The sequence below is a fragment of the Arthrobacter sp. Hor0625 genome, assembly GCF_052567525.1.
Genome location: NZ_CP199586.1, coordinates 3294154 through 3315080 on the forward strand (window position 1 = coordinate 3294154; position 20927 = coordinate 3315080).

General features: G+C 71.5%; 18 protein-coding genes. 6 read left to right on the plus strand and 12 right to left on the minus strand.

Features of this window, described 5'->3' with window-relative positions; translation table 11 throughout:
• Positions 1–37: 37 nt before the first annotated feature.
• Together ACTWLI_RS15160 and ACTWLI_RS15165 are read left to right on the plus strand one after the other, a co-directional pair.
• A complete protein-coding gene (locus tag ACTWLI_RS15160) occupies positions 38–709 on the plus strand; it encodes a potassium channel family protein (RefSeq protein WP_445154587.1) in 672 nt (223 codons plus the stop codon).
• Positions 710–1453 (plus strand): potassium channel family protein, encoded by a 744-nt coding sequence (locus ACTWLI_RS15165; protein ID WP_445154588.1) that lies wholly within the window; start codon positions 710–712, stop codon positions 1451–1453.
• 78 nt (positions 1454–1531) lie between these two features.
• Here the strand turns inward: ACTWLI_RS15165 and ACTWLI_RS15170 are convergent, their stop codons facing one another.
• The 4 genes from ACTWLI_RS15170 to dut all read right to left on the minus strand — a co-directional run bounded on the left by ACTWLI_RS15170 (position 1532) and on the right by dut (position 3960).
• On the minus strand, positions 1532–2269 hold the full coding sequence (locus ACTWLI_RS15170; RefSeq protein ID WP_445154589.1) for a DUF3159 domain-containing protein: 738 nt from the start codon (positions 2267–2269) through the stop codon (positions 1532–1534).
• A complete protein-coding gene (locus tag ACTWLI_RS15175) occupies positions 2266–2664 on the minus strand; it encodes a hypothetical protein (protein WP_445154590.1) in 399 nt (132 codons plus the stop codon). Before ACTWLI_RS15175 ends, ACTWLI_RS15170 begins: the two co-directional genes overlap by 4 nt.
• Complete coding sequence (locus ACTWLI_RS15180; RefSeq protein WP_445154591.1) at positions 2657–3355, minus strand: DUF3710 domain-containing protein; 699 nt, start codon at positions 3353–3355, stop codon at positions 2657–2659. The genes ACTWLI_RS15175 and ACTWLI_RS15180 overlap by 8 nt, the downstream gene beginning before the upstream one ends.
• A 71-nt stretch (positions 3356–3426) precedes the next feature.
• A complete protein-coding gene (dut, locus tag ACTWLI_RS15185) occupies positions 3427–3960 on the minus strand; it encodes a dUTP diphosphatase (protein WP_445154592.1) in 534 nt (177 codons plus the stop codon).
• A 145-nt stretch (positions 3961–4105) separates the two neighbouring features.
• On the opposite strand from dut, the gene ACTWLI_RS15190 reads away from it, so the two are divergent.
• On the plus strand, positions 4106–4591 hold the full coding sequence (locus ACTWLI_RS15190) for a DUF3093 domain-containing protein (RefSeq protein WP_445154593.1): 486 nt from the start codon (positions 4106–4108) through the stop codon (positions 4589–4591).
• A gap of 37 nt (positions 4592–4628) precedes the next feature.
• Here ACTWLI_RS15190 and ACTWLI_RS15195 read toward each other — a convergent pair whose 3' ends face one another.
• Complete coding sequence (locus tag ACTWLI_RS15195; protein WP_445154594.1) at positions 4629–4928, minus strand: DUF4193 domain-containing protein; 300 nt, start codon at positions 4926–4928, stop codon at positions 4629–4631.
• Between the two features lie 343 nt (positions 4929–5271).
• Here ACTWLI_RS15195 and sepH point away from each other — a divergent pair, with 343 nt between their 5' ends.
• Positions 5272–6705 carry a septation protein SepH gene (gene sepH, locus ACTWLI_RS15200; RefSeq protein WP_445154595.1) on the plus strand — a complete coding sequence of 478 codons (1434 nt, stop codon included), beginning with the start codon at positions 5272–5274 and terminating at the stop codon, positions 6703–6705.
• A gap of 161 nt (positions 6706–6866) precedes the next feature.
• On the opposite strand, the gene ACTWLI_RS15205 is transcribed toward sepH, so the two are convergent.
• Genes ACTWLI_RS15205 through ACTWLI_RS15215 form a run of 3 tightly spaced genes read right to left on the minus strand, consistent with a single transcriptional unit; the run spans position 6867 to position 11693 of the window.
• Entirely contained in the window at positions 6867–8147 is a 1281-nt protein-coding gene (locus ACTWLI_RS15205) for an alkaline phosphatase family protein (protein ID WP_445154596.1), read from the minus strand.
• A gap of 1 nt (position 8148) precedes the next feature.
• Positions 8149–8892, minus strand: coding sequence for a DUF5998 family protein (locus ACTWLI_RS15210; RefSeq protein WP_445154597.1), 744 nt, complete (start codon positions 8890–8892; stop codon positions 8149–8151).
• Positions 8893–8951: 59 nt separating this feature from the next.
• Positions 8952–11693: a bifunctional acetate--CoA ligase family protein/GNAT family N-acetyltransferase gene (locus ACTWLI_RS15215; protein ID WP_445154598.1), complete on the minus strand. Its 2742-nt coding sequence runs from the start codon at positions 11691–11693 to the stop codon at positions 8952–8954.
• A gap of 68 nt (positions 11694–11761) precedes the next feature.
• Between ACTWLI_RS15215 and ACTWLI_RS15220 the strand changes: the two genes are divergently transcribed.
• Positions 11762–14275 carry a DNA gyrase/topoisomerase IV subunit A gene (locus ACTWLI_RS15220; RefSeq protein WP_445154599.1) on the plus strand — a complete coding sequence of 838 codons (2514 nt, stop codon included), beginning with the start codon at positions 11762–11764 and terminating at the stop codon, positions 14273–14275.
• A 26-nt stretch (positions 14276–14301) separates the two neighbouring features.
• On the opposite strand, the gene ACTWLI_RS15225 is transcribed toward ACTWLI_RS15220, so the two are convergent.
• Positions 14302–14685 carry a VOC family protein gene (locus ACTWLI_RS15225; protein ID WP_445154600.1) on the minus strand — a complete coding sequence of 128 codons (384 nt, stop codon included), beginning with the start codon at positions 14683–14685 and terminating at the stop codon, positions 14302–14304.
• 64 nt (positions 14686–14749) lie between these two features.
• Here ACTWLI_RS15225 and ACTWLI_RS15230 point away from each other — a divergent pair, with 64 nt between their 5' ends.
• Entirely contained in the window at positions 14750–15268 is a 519-nt protein-coding gene (locus ACTWLI_RS15230) for a DinB family protein (protein WP_445154601.1), read from the plus strand.
• 33 nt (positions 15269–15301) lie between these two features.
• Here the strand turns inward: ACTWLI_RS15230 and ACTWLI_RS15235 are convergent, their stop codons facing one another.
• The 3 genes from ACTWLI_RS15235 to cydB are packed head-to-tail and all read right to left on the minus strand — an operon-like array spanning position 15302 to position 20890.
• Positions 15302–16330 carry a GNAT family N-acetyltransferase gene (locus tag ACTWLI_RS15235; RefSeq protein ID WP_445154602.1) on the minus strand — a complete coding sequence of 343 codons (1029 nt, stop codon included), beginning with the start codon at positions 16328–16330 and terminating at the stop codon, positions 15302–15304.
• A gap of 21 nt (positions 16331–16351) precedes the next feature.
• Complete coding sequence (gene cydD / locus ACTWLI_RS15240) at positions 16352–19834, minus strand: thiol reductant ABC exporter subunit CydD (RefSeq protein WP_445154603.1); 3483 nt, start codon at positions 19832–19834, stop codon at positions 16352–16354.
• A gap of 6 nt (positions 19835–19840) precedes the next feature.
• Positions 19841–20890, minus strand: a complete 1050-nt coding sequence (gene cydB, locus ACTWLI_RS15245) for a cytochrome d ubiquinol oxidase subunit II (RefSeq protein ID WP_445154604.1) — start codon at positions 20888–20890, stop codon at positions 19841–19843.
• Between the last annotated feature and the right edge of the window lie 37 nt (positions 20891–20927).

The window sequence follows — 20927 nt, forward strand, 5'->3', positions numbered from 1 at the left end:
TACGCAGCAACAGACACAGACGCTTAAGGAGGCACGTGTGGCGCACTTCGTGATCATGGGTTGCGGCCGCGTCGGGGCAACCCTGGCGCACACCCTGGAGGACGCCGGCCATTCGGTCGCGATCATCGACCAGGACGACCGTGCCTTCCGGCGGCTCCGCACCGGCTTCTCCGGCCGCAAGGTCACCGGCGTCGGCTTTGACCGCGAAACGCTCAAACAGGCAGGGGTCGAAGAGGCGTACGCCTTCGCGGCGGTCTCCAGCGGCGACAACTCCAACATCCTGGCCACCCGGGTGGCGCGCGAGACGTTCCATGTCCCCCACGTCGTGGCCCGGATCTACGATCCCGGCCGCGCCGAGATCTACCAGCGCCTGGGCATCCCCACCGTGGCGGCCGTGCGCTGGAGCGCGGACCAGGTCCTGCGCCGGATCCTGCCCGAACAGCACCTGGCCGGAGACTTCCGAGACCCGTCGGGCCGGCTCGTGCTGGCCGAGGTGGATGTCGATGCCGGCTGGATCGGCCATCCGGTGGCCTCGCTGGAGAAGGCTGCGGACATCCGCGTGGCCTACCTCACCCGCTTCGGCGAGGGCATCCTGCCGGGCCCGGGCACCATGTACCAGGACGGCGACACCGTCCACGCCATGCTCAGTGTGGAGCGCACCTCCGAGGTTGCCCACATCCTCGCCAAGTCCCCCGCCAAGGAGTCCTAAGTGAAAGTCGTCATCGTCGGGGCGGGCAGCGTCGGGTCCTCGATCGCCCGTGAATTGCTGTCCCACAAGCACGAGATCCTGCTGATCGACCTCAAGCCCGAGGTGATCGGCCGCAGCGGCCTGCGCGGCGCGCACTGGCTGGTCGGCGACGCGTGCGAGCTCAGCACGCTCAAGGACGCCCGCCTGGAGGACGCCGACGTCGTGGTTTCGGCGACGGGCGATGACAAGGTGAACCTTGTGGTCTCGCTGCTGGCCAAGACGGAGTTCGGCGTCGGCCGGACCGTGGGCCGTGTCAACAACCCGAAGAACGACTGGATGTTCGATGATTCCTGGGGCGTCGACGTCGCCGTGAACACCCCGCAGCTGATGACCGCGCTGGTGGAAGAGGCGGTGGAGATCGGTGACCTGGTCCGGTTGCTGACCCTGCAGACCGGGGTGTCTTCGCTCGTGGAGTTCACCGTGCCGCACGATTCGCATGTGATCGGCCTGACCGTGGGCGACATTGACTGGCCCGAGGACGCGGCCCTGGTGGCGATTCTGCGTGACCAGGCGCCCATCACGCCCAGCCGCGATGACGTGATCGACGGCGGGGATGAGCTGTTCTTCGTGACGACCATCGCCGCCGAGGACGGGCTGCGCGCCCTGCTCTCGGCTCCGGACTCGGCCGGCGGCCCGGTCCAGGCCGCCGTCGAGCACCACGGCCGGGAGGCCCAAGCCGCAGCGGACGACGGCTTCGACGGCTGACCCGGCCGGCCGGTCCGCCGGCTTAAACCGGCCGGTCCTGCTGGCTTGTCCGACTGGCTTGTCCGGGGCCGGGTGCGGTCAGCTGGGGTCGGCGGGGGCGGGCGCCGGACGGGTGAGCAGCCACGCCACCCACATGCCCAGGATGTACAGCGGCGCGCCCATGATGAGCCGGGTGGTCGCCAGGCCGGCCAGGCCCTGCTCCCCCATCAGGTAGAGCGGGACCTGGACGAGCAGGCGCAGGGCCAGGACCGAGATGATGACCCAGGTGCCGATCCGGTAGGCCTTGAGCCGGGCCGGGTGCTTGCGCCACTCCAGGCCCTCGTTCCGGATGAAACCGAACAACAGGCCGGCGAACGGCCAGCGCACCGCGATCGAGATGGACATCGCCAGGATGTAACCGAGGTTGGTGAAGAAACCCAGGACGTAGAAGTCTTCGGCCTTGCCGGTGGAGTTGGCGAGCCAGGCGGACAGGCCGACGCCGGCAATGCCGGCCAGCGCCTGCGTCAGCGGTTTGCGCTGGACCAGCCGCACGACAGTGAACACCGCGGCCACCGCCAGAGCGCCGACCAGTGCGGGCGGAAGTTCCCGGGTGACGGTGAAGGCGATCAGGAAGACCAAACCGGGGAGGATGCTTTCGGCGATGCCCTGGACGCCGCCGGCGCTCTTGAGCACATCGATGTTGCCGTTGCTGGTCCGGTGCAGGCCGGCCTTAGCGGCGTAGCCTTCGGCGAGCTGCGCCACCGTGGGCTGGGGCGCGGCGGACTCAGCCACCGTGGGCTGGGGCGCGGGCCGCTGCGGTTCGTCGGGGGTGCTCATTGTTCCTCCAGGCGGGACAGGATTTCGTAGCGCGGGTTGAACATGGTGGGCAGTCCGTCGCGCACCGTGACCATCCCTTCGAGCCGGAGCTCCAGGCCGGCCTTCACGCCCGGGATGCGGCGCCGGCCAAGCCAGACCACACGCAGCCGGTCCGCTGCTGCCGCGGGGCGCCGGCGCCGGTTCCCGGCCGGGGCGGCCTGGGGTGCGGGCACCGCGGCGCGGGCCCGGGGCGCCGGGGCGTCGTGGTCCGTGATGATGGCGGTGAAGGCGGCGACTTCCCCGACCGGGGCGTAGGTCACGGATTCGATGAAGCCGCGGCACAGCACCCGCCCGCGTTCGGGCAGCCCGCGCACCGGAACGGCGTCGGCAGGCTTCCTGCCCGGGGCATCAACCAATCTGGGTAATCTCCGGTCCGCGTTCGGGCTGCCCGAATTCGGGGGCCTCCTGCGGGGCGGCCACGCCGGTGTCCCGCGGAAGCCGAAGCTGCAGCAGTTCCCGGGGCGGCATGGGGCTCTCGCCGCGGACCACAACGATCTGCCGGAACAGTTCCTCCAGCCCGGCGGCCGCGCCGCGGTCCAGGGCGGCCTCGCCGCCGAGGACCCCGCGGAGGAACCAGCGCGGACCGTCGACGCCGATGAACCGGGCGACGCGGTAGCCGTCGCTGCCGTCGCCGGCCGGGAGCTTCGCGACCAGCTCGATGCCGAAGTGGCCTTCGATTTCGTCGACCTGGCCGCCCTGGCTGCCGACAGACTGGCCGATCTGTTCCCGGATTTCGTCCCACAGGCCCTCGGACCGGGGCGCGGCGAAGGCCTGAAGCTGGAGGCTGGAGCCCTCCAGGTCCATGGTGACGGCCACGACGCGCTGGGTGGCCTCCTCGACCTCGAGCCTCAGCTGCAGGCCCTCGCGCGGGGCGATCAGCAGGGCGCCGAGATCGACGTAGCCGTCCTGGTTCTCAATTTCCGACACGTCGAAGGGGCCGGCGCCGCGCCGGGTTTCCGCCGGTTCAGCGGCGGCCGCGGACTCCGGGAGGTCGGTGCTGTCCGCCGGCTGCTCCTGCTTGGCTTTCTTGCCACGCCCAAAAACCATGGGTTGTCTCCTTAGTTGTGATCCTGCACGGGGCACCGGGCGCCGCGTATCGGTTGCCGGCCGGCCGGGTCCTAGGCCCCGGGGGCGCCGGTACCGGCAGGGCCGAAGCCGCCGGTCGAGCCGAACCCGCCGCCGCCGCGGACCGAAGCGCCAAGCTCCTCCACGGCTACGAAGCGGGCGTACTCCACGCGCTGGATGACCATTTGTGCAATTCTATCGCCGCGGCGCAGTTCGATGGCCTGCTCGCGGTCGGTGTTCAGCAGGGTCACGGCGATCTCGCCCCGGTAGCCGGCATCGACGGTGCCCGGCGCGTTCACGACGGTCAGTCCGTGCTTGGTAGCCAGGCCGGACCGCGGATGGATCAGTGCGACGAAGCCGTCGGGAAGGGCGATCGAGACGCCGGTGGGCACCAGACGCCGCTCCCCCGGCTGGAGCACGACGTCCTCGCGGGCGCGCAGGTCGGCACCGGCGTCGCCGGGGTGGGCGTACGACGGCGGTTCCAGGCCGTCGTCGAGCATCTTCAGCTCCACCGTCAGGGTGGGGGTCCCGTAGGCGGCTGCGGGGCCTGCCGGCGGGGTGGTCACGGCGGTGGTTTCTTCAGTCACAGTTCCCCACTGTAACGCCCGGGGAAGGGAACGTCCTACCGCGGGGACGGTCGCGCAGGGCCCCGGGAGAGCCGCCCGTTGTCGGACGCCCGCGGCGGGGCGGCTCCGAGGTGAAATGGCCCCGGAAACGTGGAAAGCTGGGTCCATGCCCGAATCCAGCGCGTCCGTTCCCGCGTCCAGCAGCAGCCCCCACGACGCTTCCGTAGTCTTCCGCGAGAAGCTCTGGCCCAGTTTCTGGATCTGGCTGGTCGCGGCCGGGCTCTCCGGCGCCGGCATCCTCGTGTTCGCGCCGATCAGCATGGCCGCCGGTATCACCGCCGCCGTCGTGCTCTTCGCGATCATCACGGTGCTGCTGGTGCTCTCGACGCCGTCCATCACCGTCACCGCCGGCACGCTGCGCGTCGGTCGCGCCAGCATCGAGCGCCGTTTCGTGGGCTCCGCCGAGGCGTTCCGCGGTTCAGACGCCACCGCCGAGCGGGGCACCCGGCTCAACGGACTGGCGTTCATGTGCATCCGGGGCTGGATCGATCCGGTGGTCCGGATCGAGATCACCGACCCGGCCGACCGCACTCCGTACTGGCTGGCCTCCTCCCGGCATCCGGACGAACTGGTCGCCGCGCTCTCGCGCTGAGTTCCCGGCGCCGGACGAGGCAAGAGCGCCCTCCGGCCTAGCCCTCGCAGTCCTTGCAGTACTTCAGTCCGTCCTTTTCGCGCGCGATCTGCGAACGGTGCCGGACCAGGAAACAGGACGCGCACGTGAACTCGTCGGCCTGCGCCGGCAGGACCCGCACCAGCAGTTCCTCGCCGGAAAGGTCCGCGCCGGGAAGCTCATAGCCTTCGGCGAGTTCCGTCTCATCTTCATCGACCACCGCGGAAGGCTTGTCCGTACGCCGCGCCTTCAGTTCCTCGATGGAGTCCTCGTTGAGGTCTTCCTCAGTCTTGCGCGGCGCATCGTAGTCTGTCGCCATTAGTTGTTGCTCACACTCCGCAGTTGTTGGGTTGGTTCGCCGTTCCGGGGTCCGCGGCGCCTGGTAGCCCCGCCCGGCCCGGGCCGGTTCACCGATGTCAACGCCGGGCAACGGCTTTTTGTGCCCGGCGTCGGGTCATTTTTACGCACATGCCCGCCCGGGCGCCAGAGGCCAGTGGCGGCGGCTTCCGGGACCCCGTTGCGGACGGTCCCGAACCCCGCCCGGGCCCCCGTCCGGGCCGGAAAGTCGCGGAAAATCACGGCGCGCCCTCCGTCCTAACCCGAAAAGGTGCCCATCGGTGGCAGAGTTTCGAATGTTAGTAATGCCAGGGTGGAGGATTTGTATGCAGGATCTACGGCTTGTAGGCGTCCACGACGACGGGGAGCATCTCCTGGTCAGTGGCACCGGCGGCGAGATGTTCCAGCTGCCGATCGACGACGCGCTCAGGGCAGCCGCCGCGCGGAGCACGGCCAAGGCCGCGCCCGCCGCGGAGCCCATTGCGCTGTCCCCGCGTGACATCCAATCCCGGATCCGCGCCGGCGCCACCGCCGCGGAGGTCGCCGCCCTGTCCGGCCTGCCGCTGGCGAAGGTGCAGCGGTACGAGGGCCCGGTGCTCGCCGAACGCGAGTACGTGGCCCAGCAGGCGCGGAAGATCGAGGTGGCGTCCCCGTCCGCGGGCCACGACAACTACCGGTCCTTCTTCGGTGACCAGCCCGCGGCCCTGGAAGACATGGTGGTGCACCGGCTGCGGGCCCACGGCATCGACCCGGCCACCGTGGAGTGGGATTCCTGGCGCCGGCCCGACGGCAGCTGGAACGTGGTGGCCCGCTTCGAGGCCCCCTCCGGCGCGCACGCCGCCATCGGCGAAGAACCGCCGGCCATGTGGACCTTCAGCCCCGCCCGCAAATCCCTGCAGAACGCCAACCGCTGGGCCCAGCAGCTCAGCGAGCTCGAACCGATGGACGGCCCGGTGCCGGCCCGCCGGCTCTCGGCGGTCTCGGACCGGCCCTTTGATTTCGAAACCGACGCCGAGGCAGCCGCGCGCAGCGCCGCGCAGCCGAGCACCTCCCAGCTCAGCGTCGTCCCGGCGGGCGGCCAGCAGGACAAGGATGCAGACGGACTGCTGGACATGCTCCGCTCGCGCCGAGGCCAGCGCCTGGGCCTGGATGAGGACGCGGACGATGCGCTGGCGATGCTACTGACCAACGGCGTCCCCGCCGCCCATCCTCGGCCCTCCGAAGTGCCGGCGCTGGAAGAGGACGACGACCTGGACGAATCCGTCGAGGCTGACGAGCCCGGGACCGCAGAGGCCCCGGAAGCAGAGGACGGGACCGATGACGGGGACCAGGCGCCGGCGGCCGCCGTTGAGCCGCACGCGGTTCCCGGCCCCGATGCCTTCACTCGGCGCCGCGATGCGCGGCCTTCGATGCTGTCCCGCCTGAGCCTCGCGCCCCGGCACCAAGAGAACGACGACGACGCGCTGAAGCTGCACGACGGGGTCAGCACCGAAACCCGGGAGATCACCATCGCAGCCTCGCAGCTGCGGCCGGTCCGGTCCGGTCCGACCTCGAGCCCGGGCCTGGACGAACTGCTGGGCGGCGGCCCCTCCCGGCAGGCCCGCCACGGCTCTTCCGCCGCCGCCCGCGGCGACGACTCCCGCACTGACGCTGCACGCCCCGAACGGGAGCCTGAGACGCCGGAACGCCAGCCCGCCCGGCCGAAGCGTTCCAGCGTCCCGAGCTGGGACGAAATCGTTTTCGGTACCCGCAGCGACTAGCCACCGCCCGCGCTGCCCGTCCAGTTCAGCACGGCCCGTCCAGTTCAGCACGGCCCGGCCAGTTCAGCACGGCCCGGCCAGTTCAGCACGGCCCGGCCAGTCCGGCGCGGCCCGGTCAGTCCAGCACCACCCGGCCTGTCCGGCGCGGCGCCCGGATTGGGTTACTTGGCCGCGCTTTTCCTGCCGGCCTTGGAACCGGATTTCGAGCCGGCCTTGGCTCCCCGGGGTTTTCCTTCCGCGCTGAAGCACAGCAGCGGCACTTCGCGTTCGGCCTTGGTCAACGAGCCGTGCTGGCCGACCACCTCCATGGCCCGGGCCGGTACCCTGCGGGTGTCGTAGAACGCCAGGGCGTCGCGGGCGGCGATCATGACGTCGCCGATCCGGCCGCCCACCCCGTCCCGGAGCGGGCCGAACAACCCGGCGGCAAGGGCGTCGGCCTTGGTGAAGGCCCAGATCCGGTCCCCGAAGCGCGCCCGCCAGGCGTCCAGCAGCCGCTGCGCACCGGCGTCGTCCGTTCCGTCCTCCAGGTAGAGGTGCACCATCCGCGGCTCCCCCGCGGTGTGCCGGACGCCGGCGGTCAGCGCCGGGTCGGCGGAAAAATCGATGCGCTGCGACTCCGGGACGTCGAGCATGCCGTGGTCCCCGGTGACCAGCACGGTGGTGCCGGGCGGGAGGGTGGCGTTGAGCCGCCGCACGGTGGCGTCGAGTTCCTCGAGCTGGTGTTCCCACTGCGGTGACTGGCAGCCGTGGCGGTGCCCGGCCTTGTCCAGTTCGTGGATGTAGAAGTACATCAGCGACCGTTCCGCGCCGGCCATGGCTTCGGCTGCCGCCGCGGTACGGGCGTGCGAGGTGGTGCCGGGCAGGAAGCGGCCACCGCGCAGCGCGGCGCGGGTCATCGCGGAGCCGCTGAATCTGGGAAGTCCGACGGTCGTGACGTCCACATGGCCGGCCGCGCGTTCGAACACGGTGGGCAGCGGCTGCCACGTTTCTGGGTCCACGCCCTCGTCCCAGTTGCCGAGCATGTTGACCACACGGTCCTGGTCCGGGTCAAGGACGTCGTAGCCGACCATGCCGTGCTGCCCGGCGGGCGCCCCGGTGCCGAAGCTGGCCAGCGAGGCTGCGGTGGTGGACGGGAAGGCGGCGTCGAGCCAGACCGGCACGGCGCCCTGGCCGGCCTGCAGCACCGAACGCAGGAACGGCGTGTGGGCGGTCTTTTGCTTGAGCAGCTGGCGGCCCAGGCCGTCGGCCAGGACCACGCAGACGTGCCGGGCGGCGGGCAGGTTCAGCCGGTTCTCGAAGCCGGGGACGCCCAGGCTGGCGGCGGCGCTGACGAGGACTTCGGCGATGGAGCGCTCCCCGTACGCGGGCGGCGCCGGCAACCCGGCGGGGGCGGTGTCCGGGGCGGCGGGTGCCTGGGACGAGGCGGCGTGGACCGGTCCCATCTCAGCGCTGGTGGCCGCGGCTGAGGCGGTTGCCGAAGACGCCCGGGCGGGGCCGCTGCGGCAGGGTGGAGGTCCCGTGCGGGGCGGGCGCGGTGGAGCCGGTGTTCACGGCCCGGAGCGCGCGGGCGAACAGCTTGGCGTCCTGGACGGCCTGCAGCCCGTCCGCCTCGGCGCTGATCCGGAGCACAATGTCCTCCTGCGCGATGGTGCCGCTGTAGCCGTGGTCCGCCTCGCACTGCGGGTCACCGCAGCTCGCCGGGCCCATGTCGAGGCGCTGCCCGCCGGACCAGGCGATGAACAGGGTCAGTTCACGGACCGGGTCGGAGGGCTTGTAGTCCTGCGGCTGGGCGTAGACGTAGCTGAGCACGACGGAGCGGATCTGCGTCACGGGGACGGACTCGGTGGAGACCTGCGCGACGATCTGCTCGCCGGCTTCGTCCAGTTGCTGGTCATCGACGTGGGTGATGACCAGCATGTCCTCGGTCAGGACCAGGACGGTGATGTGGCGGCGCACCTCGGCACGGTCGAAGTGCGTTTCCAGGTGCACCAGGTGCGCCACGCAGTCGCGGCCGTCCAGCGCGTCGGCGACGACGTCGGCCACCAGCCGCGGGTAAAAGCCGGCCTGCTCGAGTGCGCCCTCCAGGCTCTGGCCCTGCGCGCTGTGGTCGTGCAGCCCGTGGTGCGGCACGCCGTTGCGGCCGGGGACCGATGCGCGGGGCTGGCGTGCTGGGGGCTGGGAGGTCATGGCTTCCATTTTCACAGATCGGCTAGGGAGTTGCTAACCGCGCCGGGGTCCGGGGCGGTTCAGCTGCGCATGGCGCGGCGTGCCGTGTCGGTCCGCTGGGCCGCGTTGGCGATCCGGACGTCGGCGGCGAGGATGACGGCGCCGTCGGGTCCGGCGAGCACGGGGTTGAACTCGACCAGGGCGATTTCCGGATGGTTGTCCTTGAGCCGGGTCAGCCGGGCCGCGAGGTCCTCCAGCGCGGCGACGTCGACGGCGGGCAGCCCCTGATACCCGAAGAGCTTGCGCGAGGCGCGCGGGGCTCGGATGAAGTCGTGAACATCGGAGCCGGAGAGCGGCGGGACCCGGTGGGCCCAGTCGTCGAGCAGGTTGACGGCGTCGCCGGCAAGCCCGAACGAGACCACCGGTCCCAGGAGCGGATCCTCGATGGCGCGGAAGGTGCAGGCCTGGCCCACCGGGGCCATGGACTGCACCTCCAATGACGGCGAGCCGTAGCGCTGCAGCGACCGGCGCATCTGGACGATGTTGCGGCGCAGCGAATCGGCGTCCTGGATGTCGAGGCGGACCCCGCCGAGGTCCAGGCGGTGCCGGAGGGCCGGGTCCGTGGTTTTCAGGGCCACCGGCCAGCCCAGCCGGTCGGCGGCCGCCACGGCCTGGTCCTCGTCCTCGAACCCTTCGGATGGCAGCACCCGGATTCCGTACCGGCCCAGCAGCTTCGCCGCGGCGGCCGGCTCCAGCCGGACCAGCTGCTCGCCGCCGACCGGCCGCAGCAGCTCCTCAAGGTCCTCGTGCGCGGCTTCGGGGTCGCAGCCGTCGGGCTCGACGAACAGGCCCTGGTCGCGGACCACCCACTGGGCGTAGCGGACCACCGCGGCGAGGGCAGCGACGGCGGCGCCGGGGTTGGAGTAGCAGGGTACGCCCGGGGCCGGTTCCGTGGCGGCGTCGCCGCCCGCCGCGGCCTCTCCCGCGGCGGCATTCCCTGCGGGGGCGCCGACCATGCCCTCCACGTAGATGGACGGGTCCAGGATCCCGGTGAAGGCGGCGACGACCGGCTTCCCGGCGGCCGCCGAACACTCAGCCAGCACGGCACCGATCTTTTCCACCGTCAGGCCGCGGGCGGGCAGCAGGGCCACCACGACGGCGTGCACCGATTCAATCGTCAGCGTCTCCTGCAGGCTGCGGCGCAGGGCCGGGAGCGCCCGCGACATGCCCGTGTCCAGGTCGACGTCGGCCACGACGCGTTCCACGCCCAGGCCAGCCGCGGCGGCGCTGTCGGCCACCACTTTGCCGAGCGCGCTGGAGTTGCTGAACACGGCCACCCCGGGCCCCTGCGGCAGCGGCTGGCTGGACACGATCTGGGCGACGTCCATGAGCTGTTCGATGGTCTCGACCCGGATCACCCCGGCCTGGCGCATCATCGCGTCCAGCGCCTCGGTCGGCGCCTGGGTGGTGCGGACGGCGTGGCCGGGCGGCAGGTTCAGCCCCATCGCATCGGATTTGGCCACGATCACCGGTTTGGTCCGGGCCAGCCGGCGGGCCAGCCGGGAAAACTTGCGCGGGTTGCCGATCGATTCGAGGTAGAGCCCGACGGCGGTGGTGTCCGGGTCGTCCTCCCAGAACTGCATCATGTCGTTGCCGGAGACGTCGGCGCGGTTGCCGGCCGAGAGGAAGGTGGACAGGCCCACCCGGCGCCGGCTCGACGCCGCGTAAAGCGCGACGCCGATCGCCGCCGACTGGCTGAACAGGCCGAGGCCGCCGCGGCGGGCCAGGGACGGGGCCATCGAGGCGTTCAGGGACACGGCGGGATTGGTGTTGACGATCCCGAGCGAGGCCGGGCCGATCACGCGCATCCCGTTGGCGCGGGCCTGGCGGACCAGGTCCCGCTGCCGGGCAAGACCGCGTTCGCCGTCGTCCGCGTAGCCGGCGGTGGCCACCACGATGCCCTTGACGCCGGCTTCGCCGCATTCCTGGACCACTTTGGGCACCTCGTCGTGCGGGACGGCGATGATGGCGAGCTTGACCGGGCCGGGGACGTCGGAGAGCTTGGCGAAGGAGAGCATGCCGGCCAGTTCGAGGGCCTCGGGGTTGATCGCGTAGACCGGGCCGGTGAACCCGCCCTCGATGATGTGCTCCAGCAACTGGTAGCCCACGGTGCCCCAGGTGCGGCTGGCCCCGATCACCGCCACCGACGACGGCGCGAGCAGTTCCTGGATGCTGCGCGCCTCGGCGCGGTGTTCGCGGGACTCCATCACGGCCCGGGACTTATCCGTGGGATCGATGTTGAACTCGAGGCTGACGACGCCGTCATCGAAATGCCGTTTGACGTCGTAGCCCGCGTCCGAGAACACCATCAGCATCTTGCGGTTCTCCGGGAGCACCTCGGCGCTGAACTTGCGGATCCCGTTTTCCCGGGCGGCGGCGGCAAGGTGTTCGAGTAGGATCGAGCCGATGCCGCGTCCCTGGTGCGCGTCGGCGATGTTGAAGGCCACCTCGGCCTCGGCCGGGTCCTGCAGCCGGTCGTAGCGGCCGATGCCGATGATGTCGCCGCCGATGGTGATCACCAGCGCCACCCGGTCCTTGTAGTCGACCTCGGTGAAGCGTTTGAGTTCCTTGGCGGAAAGTTTGGACTTGAACGCGAAGAAGCGCATGTAGATGGACTTCTGCGACTGTCCGACGTGGAAGGCCTGCACGGCGTCCGCATCCGCGGGATGGATGGGGCGCAGGTGCGCAGTTCCGCCGTCGCGCAGCACGACATCGGCTTCCCAATGTTCCGGATAAACGCCGTCCAGGGGCTGATCCACCATAGGCTTAGCCTAGCCATAAACTTGCGCAGTACCCGTTCAGCACCCCCGCAGAAGGACCCACCAGCCTCATGGCACGCCGCCAAACCACGCCCCCGGCCGGGGAAGCCCAGGATTTCCACGAGAACATCGTCGATATCGACGTCACTTCCGAAATGGAAGGTTCGTTCCTGGAGTACGCCTACTCGGTGATCTACTCCCGGGCGCTGCCCGACGCCCGCGACGGGCTGAAGCCGGTGCAGCGGCGCATCCTGTTCATGATGAGCGAAATGGGACTGCGCCCGGACCGCGGCCACGTCAAGAGCGCCCGCGTGGTGGGCGAGGTCATGGGCAAGCTGCACCCGCACGGCGACACCGCCATCTACGACGCGATGGTCCGGATGGCGCAGGACTTCTCCCTCCGGCTGCCGCTGATCGACGGACACGGCAACTTCGGCTCGCTCGACGACGGCCCGGCCGCCCCGCGGTACACCGAGGCGCGGCTCGCGGCAGCGGCGCTGACCCTGACGGACCACCTGGACGAAGACGTGGTGGACTTCGTCCCCAACTACGACAACCAGCTGACCCAGCCGGAGGTGCTGCCGGCGGCGTTCCCGAACCTGTTGGTCAACGGCGCCACCGGCATCGCCGTCGGCATGGCCACGAACATGGCCCCGCACAACCTCGGCGAGGTGGTCGCCGCGGCCCGGCACCTGATCGCGCACCCGGACGCCACCCTCGATGACATCATGAAGTTCGTTCCCGGCCCCGACCTGCCCACCGGCGGCCGGATCGTGGGCCTGGACGGGATCCGCGACGCCTACGCCACCGGCCGCGGGTCCTTCAAGACCCGGGCCAAGGTCGACGTCGAACAGCTGTCCGCCCGGCGCACCGGTCTGGTCGTCACCGAGCTGCCCTACATGGTGGGCCCGGAGAAGGTGATCGAGAAGATCAAGGACGCGGTCAACGGCAAGAAGCTGACCGGGATCAGCGACATCGTCGACCTCACCGACCGCAAGCACGGCCTGCGGCTCGTGATCGAGCTGAAGAACGGCTTCAACCCGAACGCCGTCCTGCAGCAGCTCTACCGCTTCACGCCGATGGAAGACTCCTTCGGGATCAACAACGTCACCCTGGTTGACGGCCAGCCGCAGACCCTGGGCCTGCTGGAGCTGCTCACCGTCTACGTCAACCACCGGATCAACGTCGTGCGCCGGCGCACCGCGTTCCGGCTGGCCAAGAAGAAGGACCGCCTGCACCTGGTGGAAGGCCTGCTGGTCGCGATCGTCGACATCGACGAGGTCATCCAGATCATCCGCTCCTCCGATGAGGCGGCCGCGGCGCGGACCCGGCTGATGTCGATCTACGACCTGTCCGAAATCCAGGCCAACTACATCCTGGAACTGCGGCTCCGGCAGCTGACCAAGTACTCCCGGATCGAACTGGAAAAGGAACAGGACGAACTGCGCCGGGAGATCGCCGAGCTGCAGGCCATCCTCGACTCCCCCGAGCTGCTGCGCAGGCTGGTGTCCGACGAACTCGGCGAACTCGCGGACAAGTACGGCACCCCGCGCCGGACCGTGCTGCTCGAATCCGAGGCGGTCTCCCCCACGGTCGCCGCCCTCGCCGCCCCCGGCACCAAGGGCAAGGCCGCGCCGCTAGCCCTGGAAATCGCGGACGATCCCTGCTGGGCCATCCTGACCGCCTCCGGCCAGATCGCCCGCACGGCCAACCAGGACAGCCTCGCGGAGTCCGGGCCGCGGACCAAGCACGACGTGTTCCGCTCGGTGGTGAAGACCTCCGCACGCGGCGAGATCGCGGCCGTGACCTCCCAGGGCCGGATGCTCCGGCTCCAGGTGATGGACATGCCGGTGCTGCCCCCGACCGCCGGCACGCCCAACCTGGCCGGCGGCGTCCCGGCCAAGGACTTCATCACCCTGCTCAAGGGCGAGACCCTGGTGGCGTTTGCCCCGCTGGATACGGTCCTCGCGATCGGCACCGCCCAAGGCGTGGTGAAGCGCGTCCAGCCGGACTACCCGCTCAACCGCGAGGACTGGGACGTGATCGCCCTCAAGGACAAGGACACCGTGGTGGGCGTGGAGCCGGCCGCGGGCGACGACGTCGAACTCATTTTCGTCACACGCCAGGCCCAGCTGCTGCGCTTCAACGCCTCCGCGGTCCGGCCGCAGGGCCGCACCGCCGGCGGCATGGCCGGGATCAAGCTCGCCGCCGGGGACCGGGTGCTGCACTTTGGCACGGCCGGTTCCACCGACGACGCAGCCGTGGTGGTCACGATCGCCGGGACCGAAGGCGCCCTGCCGGGCACCGCCCCGGGCTCGGCGAAGGTGACGGCCCTGGCCGAGTACCCGGCCAAGGGCCGCGGCACGGCCGGTGTCCGGGCCCATCGTTTCCTCAAGGGCGAGGACACCCTGCTGCTCGCCTGGGCCGGCCACGGCCCGGCGAAGGCCTCCTCGCTGGCCGGGGTGGCGCGTTCCCTGCCGGTGGAGCATGGCCGCCGCGACGGGTCCGGCATTCCGCTCTCCCAGGCCGTCGACGCGATCGGGCCGAGCATGGCCTGGGCCGCGGAATCGGCCGCCGAGGGCTGACCGGCCTGGCGTTGGGAGCCCCGGTCCTACATTCCGGAATTGATGTTCAGGATGTTGCCCTCGCTGTCGAGGAACCAGGCGGCGGAGCTGCCGTCGGGGAGCGTGGCGATACCGTCCTCGGTCTTCAGCCCGGGGAAGTCGTACTCCTCGAAGACGACCCCGGCGGCCCGGAGCTCGGTGACGGCGGCGGACACGTCCGGCACCATCCAGCCCATCTGGGTATTCTTCGCGGTGCCGGCGTTGGAGGTCTGGTACACCAGGAACCGGCTGCCGGAGCCGCAGGTGTACTGGAGGTTGTCCTCGGCGCCGGGGTTGTCGGGTTCGAGGCCGAGTTTGTCGCGGTAGAAGTCGCGGGCGCGGGCGATGTCCGCGGCCGGCAGTACGGCGCCGACCGGCTGGTCTTTGAGCATGGCGATATCCCTTTCCAGGCCCTTCCCCCGGCTGGAATTTTACTCCTTCGCCTAGACTGCTGACATGCCTATCGCGCCCGATTACAAGGACTGGACCTGGGTGCTGTCGCGGCCGTGCCCGGAGTGCGGCTTCGATGTCTCCGCCTGCACCCCCGCCACGGCCCCCGGGAAGCTGGCGAGCATGCTGCCGCGCTGGCGTGCGGTGCTGCGCCGGCCGGACGTGGCTGACCGCCCGGACGCGGACACGTGGTCCCCGCTGGAGTATGCCTGCCACGTGCGGGACGTGTTCACGCTCTTCGACCACCGCTTGGACCTGATGCTGACCCGGGACGAGGCGCGCTTCGACGACTGGGACCAGGACCGCACGGCCATCGAGCAGGATTACCAGAGCGCCGACCCGGCCGAGGTCAGCGCCGCGCTCACGGCAGAGGGCGACCAGATCGCCGCGTCGTTCGGCTCCATCCCCGAGCAGGACTGGGGCCGCAAGGGCACCCGCAGCAACGGCTCCGAGTTCACGGTCCTGACCTTCAGCCAGTACTTCCTCCACGACATCGTGCACCACCTCCACGACGTGGAGGGATAAGAAGTGGACGGATAAGGCGACGGCTGAGCGGCGCTACAGCTCCTTGTCCCAGGCCATGCTGCGGTTGACCGTCGTGTACCCCAGCTTCGTGTACAGCGCGAGGGCTCCGGTGGGGTTTTCCGAGTCGACGTCGAGCGAGGCCTTGTCCATGCCGGCGGCGGCGAAGCGGCGCATGGCCTCGGCCAGCAGGGCCTGTGCTACGCCGCGGCCCCGGTACTGCCGCCGCACCCCGAGCAGGTCCGTGTAGCCTTCCTTGAAGCCGCGCTCCGTGGCGATCTCGGCATCATGGCTGGCCAGCTGGTAGCCGGCGACCTGCCCGCTGGCGGTGTCCAGAACGACGCAGCTCAGGTCCGGCCGCGCCTGCGGATCGTTTACGACGAACCCCCAGGCTTCCTCGTCACGGGGCTCGCTGCCCCAGTGGTCGCGGAACGCGTCGTTGTGGGCCTGCCGCACCGGCTCGTGCAGCCCGGGGCCGAAATCCACCAGTTCCAGTCCGTCGTCGAGCCGGTGCACGGGCAGGGGCCCCTCCAGCGGCCGGTGCATCTCGTTGTAGTAGCGGACCACCCGGTACCCGCCGCGCGTAAAGAGCCGGGCCTGGGGGGCGTGCTGTTCCTCGGCGTGGAGGCGCAGCCTGGGCCCGGCGGCCCGTTCTGCCGGGTCCCCGGGATCCTGTACCCGGGCCGTATCCTCGGCGAACCGCTGCCGGGTCCGCGCCTCCAGCCAGGCCAGCACACCGCGTCCGACGCCGCTGCCCTGCCAGTCGGGGTCCACGCAGCCAAAGCCGACGGCCTTGTCACCGCCGGGGTTCTTCGTGAGCCGGCCGTACGCCCGGGCGGTTCCCTGCCGGTCGAAGCCCAGGATGCTGTTTGCGGCCGGAGGGTTCTTCTGCGAGGCCAGGATCTGTGCCAGGTCCTCGCGGCGCTCGAACCAGACGGGGCGTTCGAGGGCGGCGGTCCGGGCGATCAGGGCCGCCCAGGCGTCGAGGTCGTCCTCGCCGGCCGGCCGCCAGCTCAGGCGGGAGTCGAGACGGGTGCGCGGATCATCGGTGTGCGGGGTGGTCATCGGATCAGGCTAGCGGCGCGGCTAGCGGCGCGCCAGCACCGGAGGACCATGGAGTTCCCGGGCCAGGTCCAGGTCCAGCCGGGCGTCTTCCGGGCTGATGTCCTCCGGGTTGTGCGTCACGAGCACGACGGTCCGGCCGGCCAGGCCGCGCCGCAGCTCGGCCAGCATGCTCCGGCCCGCCTCGGCGTCCAGGTGGGCCGTCGGCTCGTCGAGCAGAATGACGTCCGCGCCGGTCATCAGCGTCCGCGCCACCGCCAGGCGCTGGCGTTCGCCGCCGCTGAGGAACGCTCCGCCCGGACCGATGGGGGTATCCAGGCCGCGGTCGAGCCGGCGCAGCAGGGGCTCCAGGCCGACGGCGGAGAGCGCGGCGGTGCACTGCGCCTCGAGCTCCGTCCCCGCCCCGCGGCCCGACCCTGGCACCCCCAGCATGAGATTCCCGCGGATGGTGGAGTCGAAGAGGTGCGCCTCCTGCGGGCACCAGGCGGCTCCACCGGTGAGCCGGAGGCGTCCACCGGCAACCGGGAGGAAGCCGAGCATGACGGCCAGCAGGGTGGACTTTCCGGATCCGGAGGCTCCGGTGACCGCCAGCCAGCGGCCGGGTTCGGCACGGGCGGACAGGCCAGTGAACACGTCCGGGCCGCCCGGCCACGCCGCTGCGAGATCCTCGAGCTCCAGTCCGGGCCGTCCGCCGGGCCGCGGGGACACCGGAACCGGGCCGCCGGCCGCTTCACCGGAGTCCCGGTCGAGGACGCCGGAGCCTGCAATCCGGGCGAGGACGGACCGCAGCGCCGGGTACTGCCGCACCGCCGTCGTGATTGCCGCGTACGGCTCCACCAGCGCCAGCTGCAGCAGCACCACGACGGCGACGGTCTCCGGTTCCACCGTTCCGGCCAGGGCCAGCGGCGCGGCGAGGACCGCGCTGGCCAGGGCCGCGGCGCTGCAGGCCAGGACGGTCAGTCCCTGGCCGAGCCCCTCGGCCAGGGCCGAACGCTGGGAGGCGGCCGTCGCGGCCCGGTCGGCCCGGTGGATGGCGGCCAGCACCGGTCCGGCGACCCCGTTGGCGTGCAGTTCGGCCCGGGCGTCCAGGGCGGCGGCGACCTGCCGCAGCACGCCGGAGCGAAGCTGCTGCTCGGCGCGGGCGGACATCCGGTCCGCCAGCAGTGCCAGCGCAGGCGCCAGGGCAAGGCTGACGGCCGCGGCGGCCAGTACGGCCGGCAGGGCTGCCGGCAGCAGCAAGCCGACGCCGGTGACCGCGGCCGCGCCCACGGCCACGGCGGTGAGCGGGGGCAGGACAACGCGCGGGAGCAGCTCGCGGACGGTGTCAACGTCATCGATCACGGTGCCGAGCACGTTGCCGCCCTGCAGTAGCCGCCGCAGGGACAGGGCCCGGCGGCTCAGCGACTCCCACAGCCTGCCGCGGAGCCGGGTCAGGGCTGTGAAGACGGCGTCGTGCAGGAGCAGCCGTTCGGCATAGCGCAGCACGGCCCGGCCGACGCCGAAGAAGCGCACCCCCACGATGGCCGTCAGCAGGTACAGGATGGGAGGCTGTTCGCTGGCCCGCAGGATCAGCCAGCCGGACAGCCCGGACAGGGCGACCGCGAACAGGGCAGCCAGCACGCCGACGGCACCGGCCGCGGCAAACTTGCCGGACACCGGGGCCAGCAGCCGGCGCAGCCGCCCTGCAGCCCCTGCCACGTGAGGCCCCCCGGCAGCGGAGGCGCCGGTGGCGTCACGATCATCGGTGCCGGCGGCGGGAGCGGCCGGAGCAGCGGGAACGGCACGAGCGCCGGATGTCGCGGGCGCCGTGCCGGCACGGGCCGGCGCTTCACTGTTGAGAGGCGGCGCTGGAGTCCCCGCGGCCGGCGCCGGCTCCGCGCCGACGGCCACCAGCCGGTCTGCGAGTTCCCGGGTCCGCCGGTCGTGGGCGACCAGCAGGACGGTGGCCTTGCCGCGCAGGTCCTGGAGGGCGGCGTTCACGGCGTCGGCGGAGGCGCGGTCCAGGTGTGCAGTGGGTTCATCCAGCAGCAACACGGTTGCGCCGGCCCTGAGCCGGGCCAGGCCCCGGGCCACCGCGACCCGGCGCAGCTCCCCCGGGCTGAGTTCGGCGGGGTGCTTTGCGGCCAGGTGCGCGGCGGCGCAGGCAGCCAGGCATCCGCGGGCGGCCGCGTCCTGCGCCGGGGTCGGGTCGGCCGGGGCGCCCAGGTACAGTAGCACCTCCGCGAGCACGGTGGGCTGGACCATGACCGGGTGTTGCGGCACCCACGCCAGGTCCGCCGCGGTGTAGCCCTCCACCCGGCCGGTGATTGCGGTGCCGGCGCCGGCGCCGATGGTGCCGGCCAGAACGCCGAGCACGGTGCTTTTCCCGGCCCCGCTGGGGCCGTCCAGGGCCGTGATCCCGCCGGGGACGGCGGTGAAGCTCAGCGGCCCGACGGCGGATCCGGTGCGCCCGGCGTAGCGGACGGCGAGGTCCCGGACCGTGACCGCCGGCGGCGCACCCGCACCCTGCGGTGCCGGACCGGCCGGACCCCGCGGTGACGCGCCGGACGGACCCGACGGCGGCAGCGGCGTGGCCTGCGGCGCGTCCAGTACCTCCGTGGTGTCGGCGAGCGCCGCGCGGCCTTCGTCGCTGGCGTGGTGCGCGGTGCCGAGTTCGCGCAACGGCAGGTAGCAGTCGGGGGCGAGAATCAAGGCCAGCAGGCCCGCTTCGAGTGCCATGTCCCCGTGCACCAGCCGGACGCCGATGAAGACGGCCACCACGGCGACGGAGATGGTGGCGATCAGCTCCAGGGCAAGGGCGGAGAGGAAGGCGGTGCGCAGCGTGCCCATGGTCCTGGCGCGGTACTGCTCGGAGATGTCCTCCAGGGCCTCGCGCTGCGCGGTGGCGCGGCCCAGCCCGACCAGGACGGGCAGGCCCTTGGCGAGTTCGAGCATGTGGCCGGAGAGCCGGGACAGCGCAGACTGCGCTTCCCGCACCCGGTCCTCGGTGTGGCGGCCGATCAGGATCATGAACAGCGGCACCAGCGGGACGGTCAGGACGATCACGACCGCGCTGATCCAGTCGGCGAAGAGAATCCTCGCGCCAAGCAGCAGCGGGATGGCGGTGCAGTTGACCAGGGCGGGCAGGAACTGGGTGTAGTAGTTATCCAGCGCGTCCAGGCCGCGCGTGGCGAGCACCGCCAGGCCGCCGTCGGCCGGCCCGGCGCTCCGGACGCCGGTGTGCAGGGAGCGCTCCAGCAGCTGCGAGCGCAGTTCCTCCTTGACCCCGAGCGCGGCGCGGCGGGACGCGACCGCCTGCGCCCAGACGGTGAGCGCGCGCAGCACCGCCCCCGCCAGGCCCCAGCCCAGTTGTTCCGCCCACGCCGGGTCGTGGGCCATCAGGCCGGCCAGCATGGCGGCGACGGCCTGGCCCATCAGCACCAGGGAGAGGGCCTTCAGGGCGGCGAGGAGCCCCAGCAGGTACAGCGCGGAGCGGGTGGCGGGGCCGGCGGGGAACTGCGGTCGCATCGGCGGCTAGTCCTTCGGCGCCAGCACGCGGGACGCGATCGCGGGCAGGAAGCTGTGTGCCTCGGGGATGTGGGCCGCGCTGACCCGGCGCCGGAACACCCAGTAGGTCCAGGCCTGGTAGGCCAGCACCAGCGGCAGGCCGATGCAGGCCACGACCGTCATCAGGCCCAGCGTGTAGTCGGAGGAGGAGGCGTTGGCGACCGTGAGGCTGAAATCCGGGTTGAGGGTCGAGGGCAGCACCACCGGGAACGCCGCCCCGAAGATCGAGGCGCTGCCCAGCAGCAGGAAGGCGCCCAGGGACAGGAACGCCCGGCCTTCGGCGCCACGGCGGCCGAAGATCCACGCCAGGGCGGCCGCAGCGACGGCGACGACGACGGCGGTCCAGGTCCAGGCTTTACCGCTCTGCAGCTGCAGCACCACCGCCCAGCCGGCGATCGGCAAAAGCAACGCCGGCAGCAGCCGCACAAACCACTGCCGTGCCCGGTGCCGGACGTCGCCGTCGGTCTTCAGCGCCAGGAACGCGAGAGCGTGCAGCAGCGAGAAGCCGACGACCGCCAGCCCGCCGAGCACCGCGTAGGCGCTGAACCATGCGAAGGGGCCGCCGTCGCGGTCGCCGTTGGCGTTCAGCGGCAGTCCCGTCGTGGTCAGGGCCAGGGCGGCGCCGACGCCGAAGGCGGCCACCAGGGAGCCCAGGACGATCGCCCAGTCCCAGCGGGCCCGCCACTGCGAGGTATCGACCTTCCCGCGGTATTCGAAGGCCACGGCCCGGAAGATCAGGGCCACCAGGACCAGCAGCAGCGGCAGGTAAAGCGCGGAGAACAGGGAGGCGTACCAGAGCGGGAAGGCCGCGAAGGTGGCCCCGCCGGCGGTCAGCAGCCACACTTCGTTGCCGTCCCAGACCGGGCCGATGGTGTTGAGCAGGACGCGGCGCTCGGTGTTGTTCCGGGCGAAGCCCTTCATGAGCATTCCGACCCCCAGGTCGAAGCCCTCCAGGAAGAGGTAGCCGGTCCAGAGCACCGCGATGGCGATGAACCAGATGGTGGGAAGCAGTTCCATGCTGAAAGTCCTCTGCAGCTCGTTCGAAGGGGCCGGT

Coding starts and splice junctions, on each gene's coding strand:
- ACTWLI_RS15210 (WP_445154597.1), bottom strand. CDS start 8,892: ATGACCTCCCAGCCCCCAGCACGCCAGCCCCGCGCATCGGTCCCCGGC.
- ACTWLI_RS15220 (WP_445154599.1), top strand. CDS start 11,762: ATGGCACGCCGCCAAACCACGCCCCCGGCCGGGGAAGCCCAGGATTTC.
- ACTWLI_RS15170 (WP_445154589.1), bottom strand. CDS start 2,269: ATGAGCACCCCCGACGAACCGCAGCGGCCCGCGCCCCAGCCCACGGTG.
- ACTWLI_RS15190 (WP_445154593.1), top strand. CDS start 4,106: ATGCCCGAATCCAGCGCGTCCGTTCCCGCGTCCAGCAGCAGCCCCCAC.
- ACTWLI_RS15195 (WP_445154594.1), bottom strand. CDS start 4,928: ATGGCGACAGACTACGATGCGCCGCGCAAGACTGAGGAAGACCTCAAC.
- sepH (WP_445154595.1), top strand. CDS start 5,272: ATGCAGGATCTACGGCTTGTAGGCGTCCACGACGACGGGGAGCATCTC.
- ACTWLI_RS15235 (WP_445154602.1), bottom strand. CDS start 16,330: ATGACCACCCCGCACACCGATGATCCGCGCACCCGTCTCGACTCCCGC.
- cydB (WP_445154604.1), bottom strand. CDS start 20,890: ATGGAACTGCTTCCCACCATCTGGTTCATCGCCATCGCGGTGCTCTGG.
- cydD (WP_445154603.1), bottom strand. CDS start 19,834: ATGCGACCGCAGTTCCCCGCCGGCCCCGCCACCCGCTCCGCGCTGTAC.
- ACTWLI_RS15225 (WP_445154600.1), bottom strand. CDS start 14,685: ATGCTCAAAGACCAGCCGGTCGGCGCCGTACTGCCGGCCGCGGACATC.
- ACTWLI_RS15230 (WP_445154601.1), top strand. CDS start 14,750: ATGCCTATCGCGCCCGATTACAAGGACTGGACCTGGGTGCTGTCGCGG.
- ACTWLI_RS15180 (WP_445154591.1), bottom strand. CDS start 3,355: ATGGTTTTTGGGCGTGGCAAGAAAGCCAAGCAGGAGCAGCCGGCGGAC.
- ACTWLI_RS15215 (WP_445154598.1), bottom strand. CDS start 11,693: ATGGTGGATCAGCCCCTGGACGGCGTTTATCCGGAACATTGGGAAGCC.
- ACTWLI_RS15205 (WP_445154596.1), bottom strand. CDS start 8,147: ATGGGACCGGTCCACGCCGCCTCGTCCCAGGCACCCGCCGCCCCGGAC.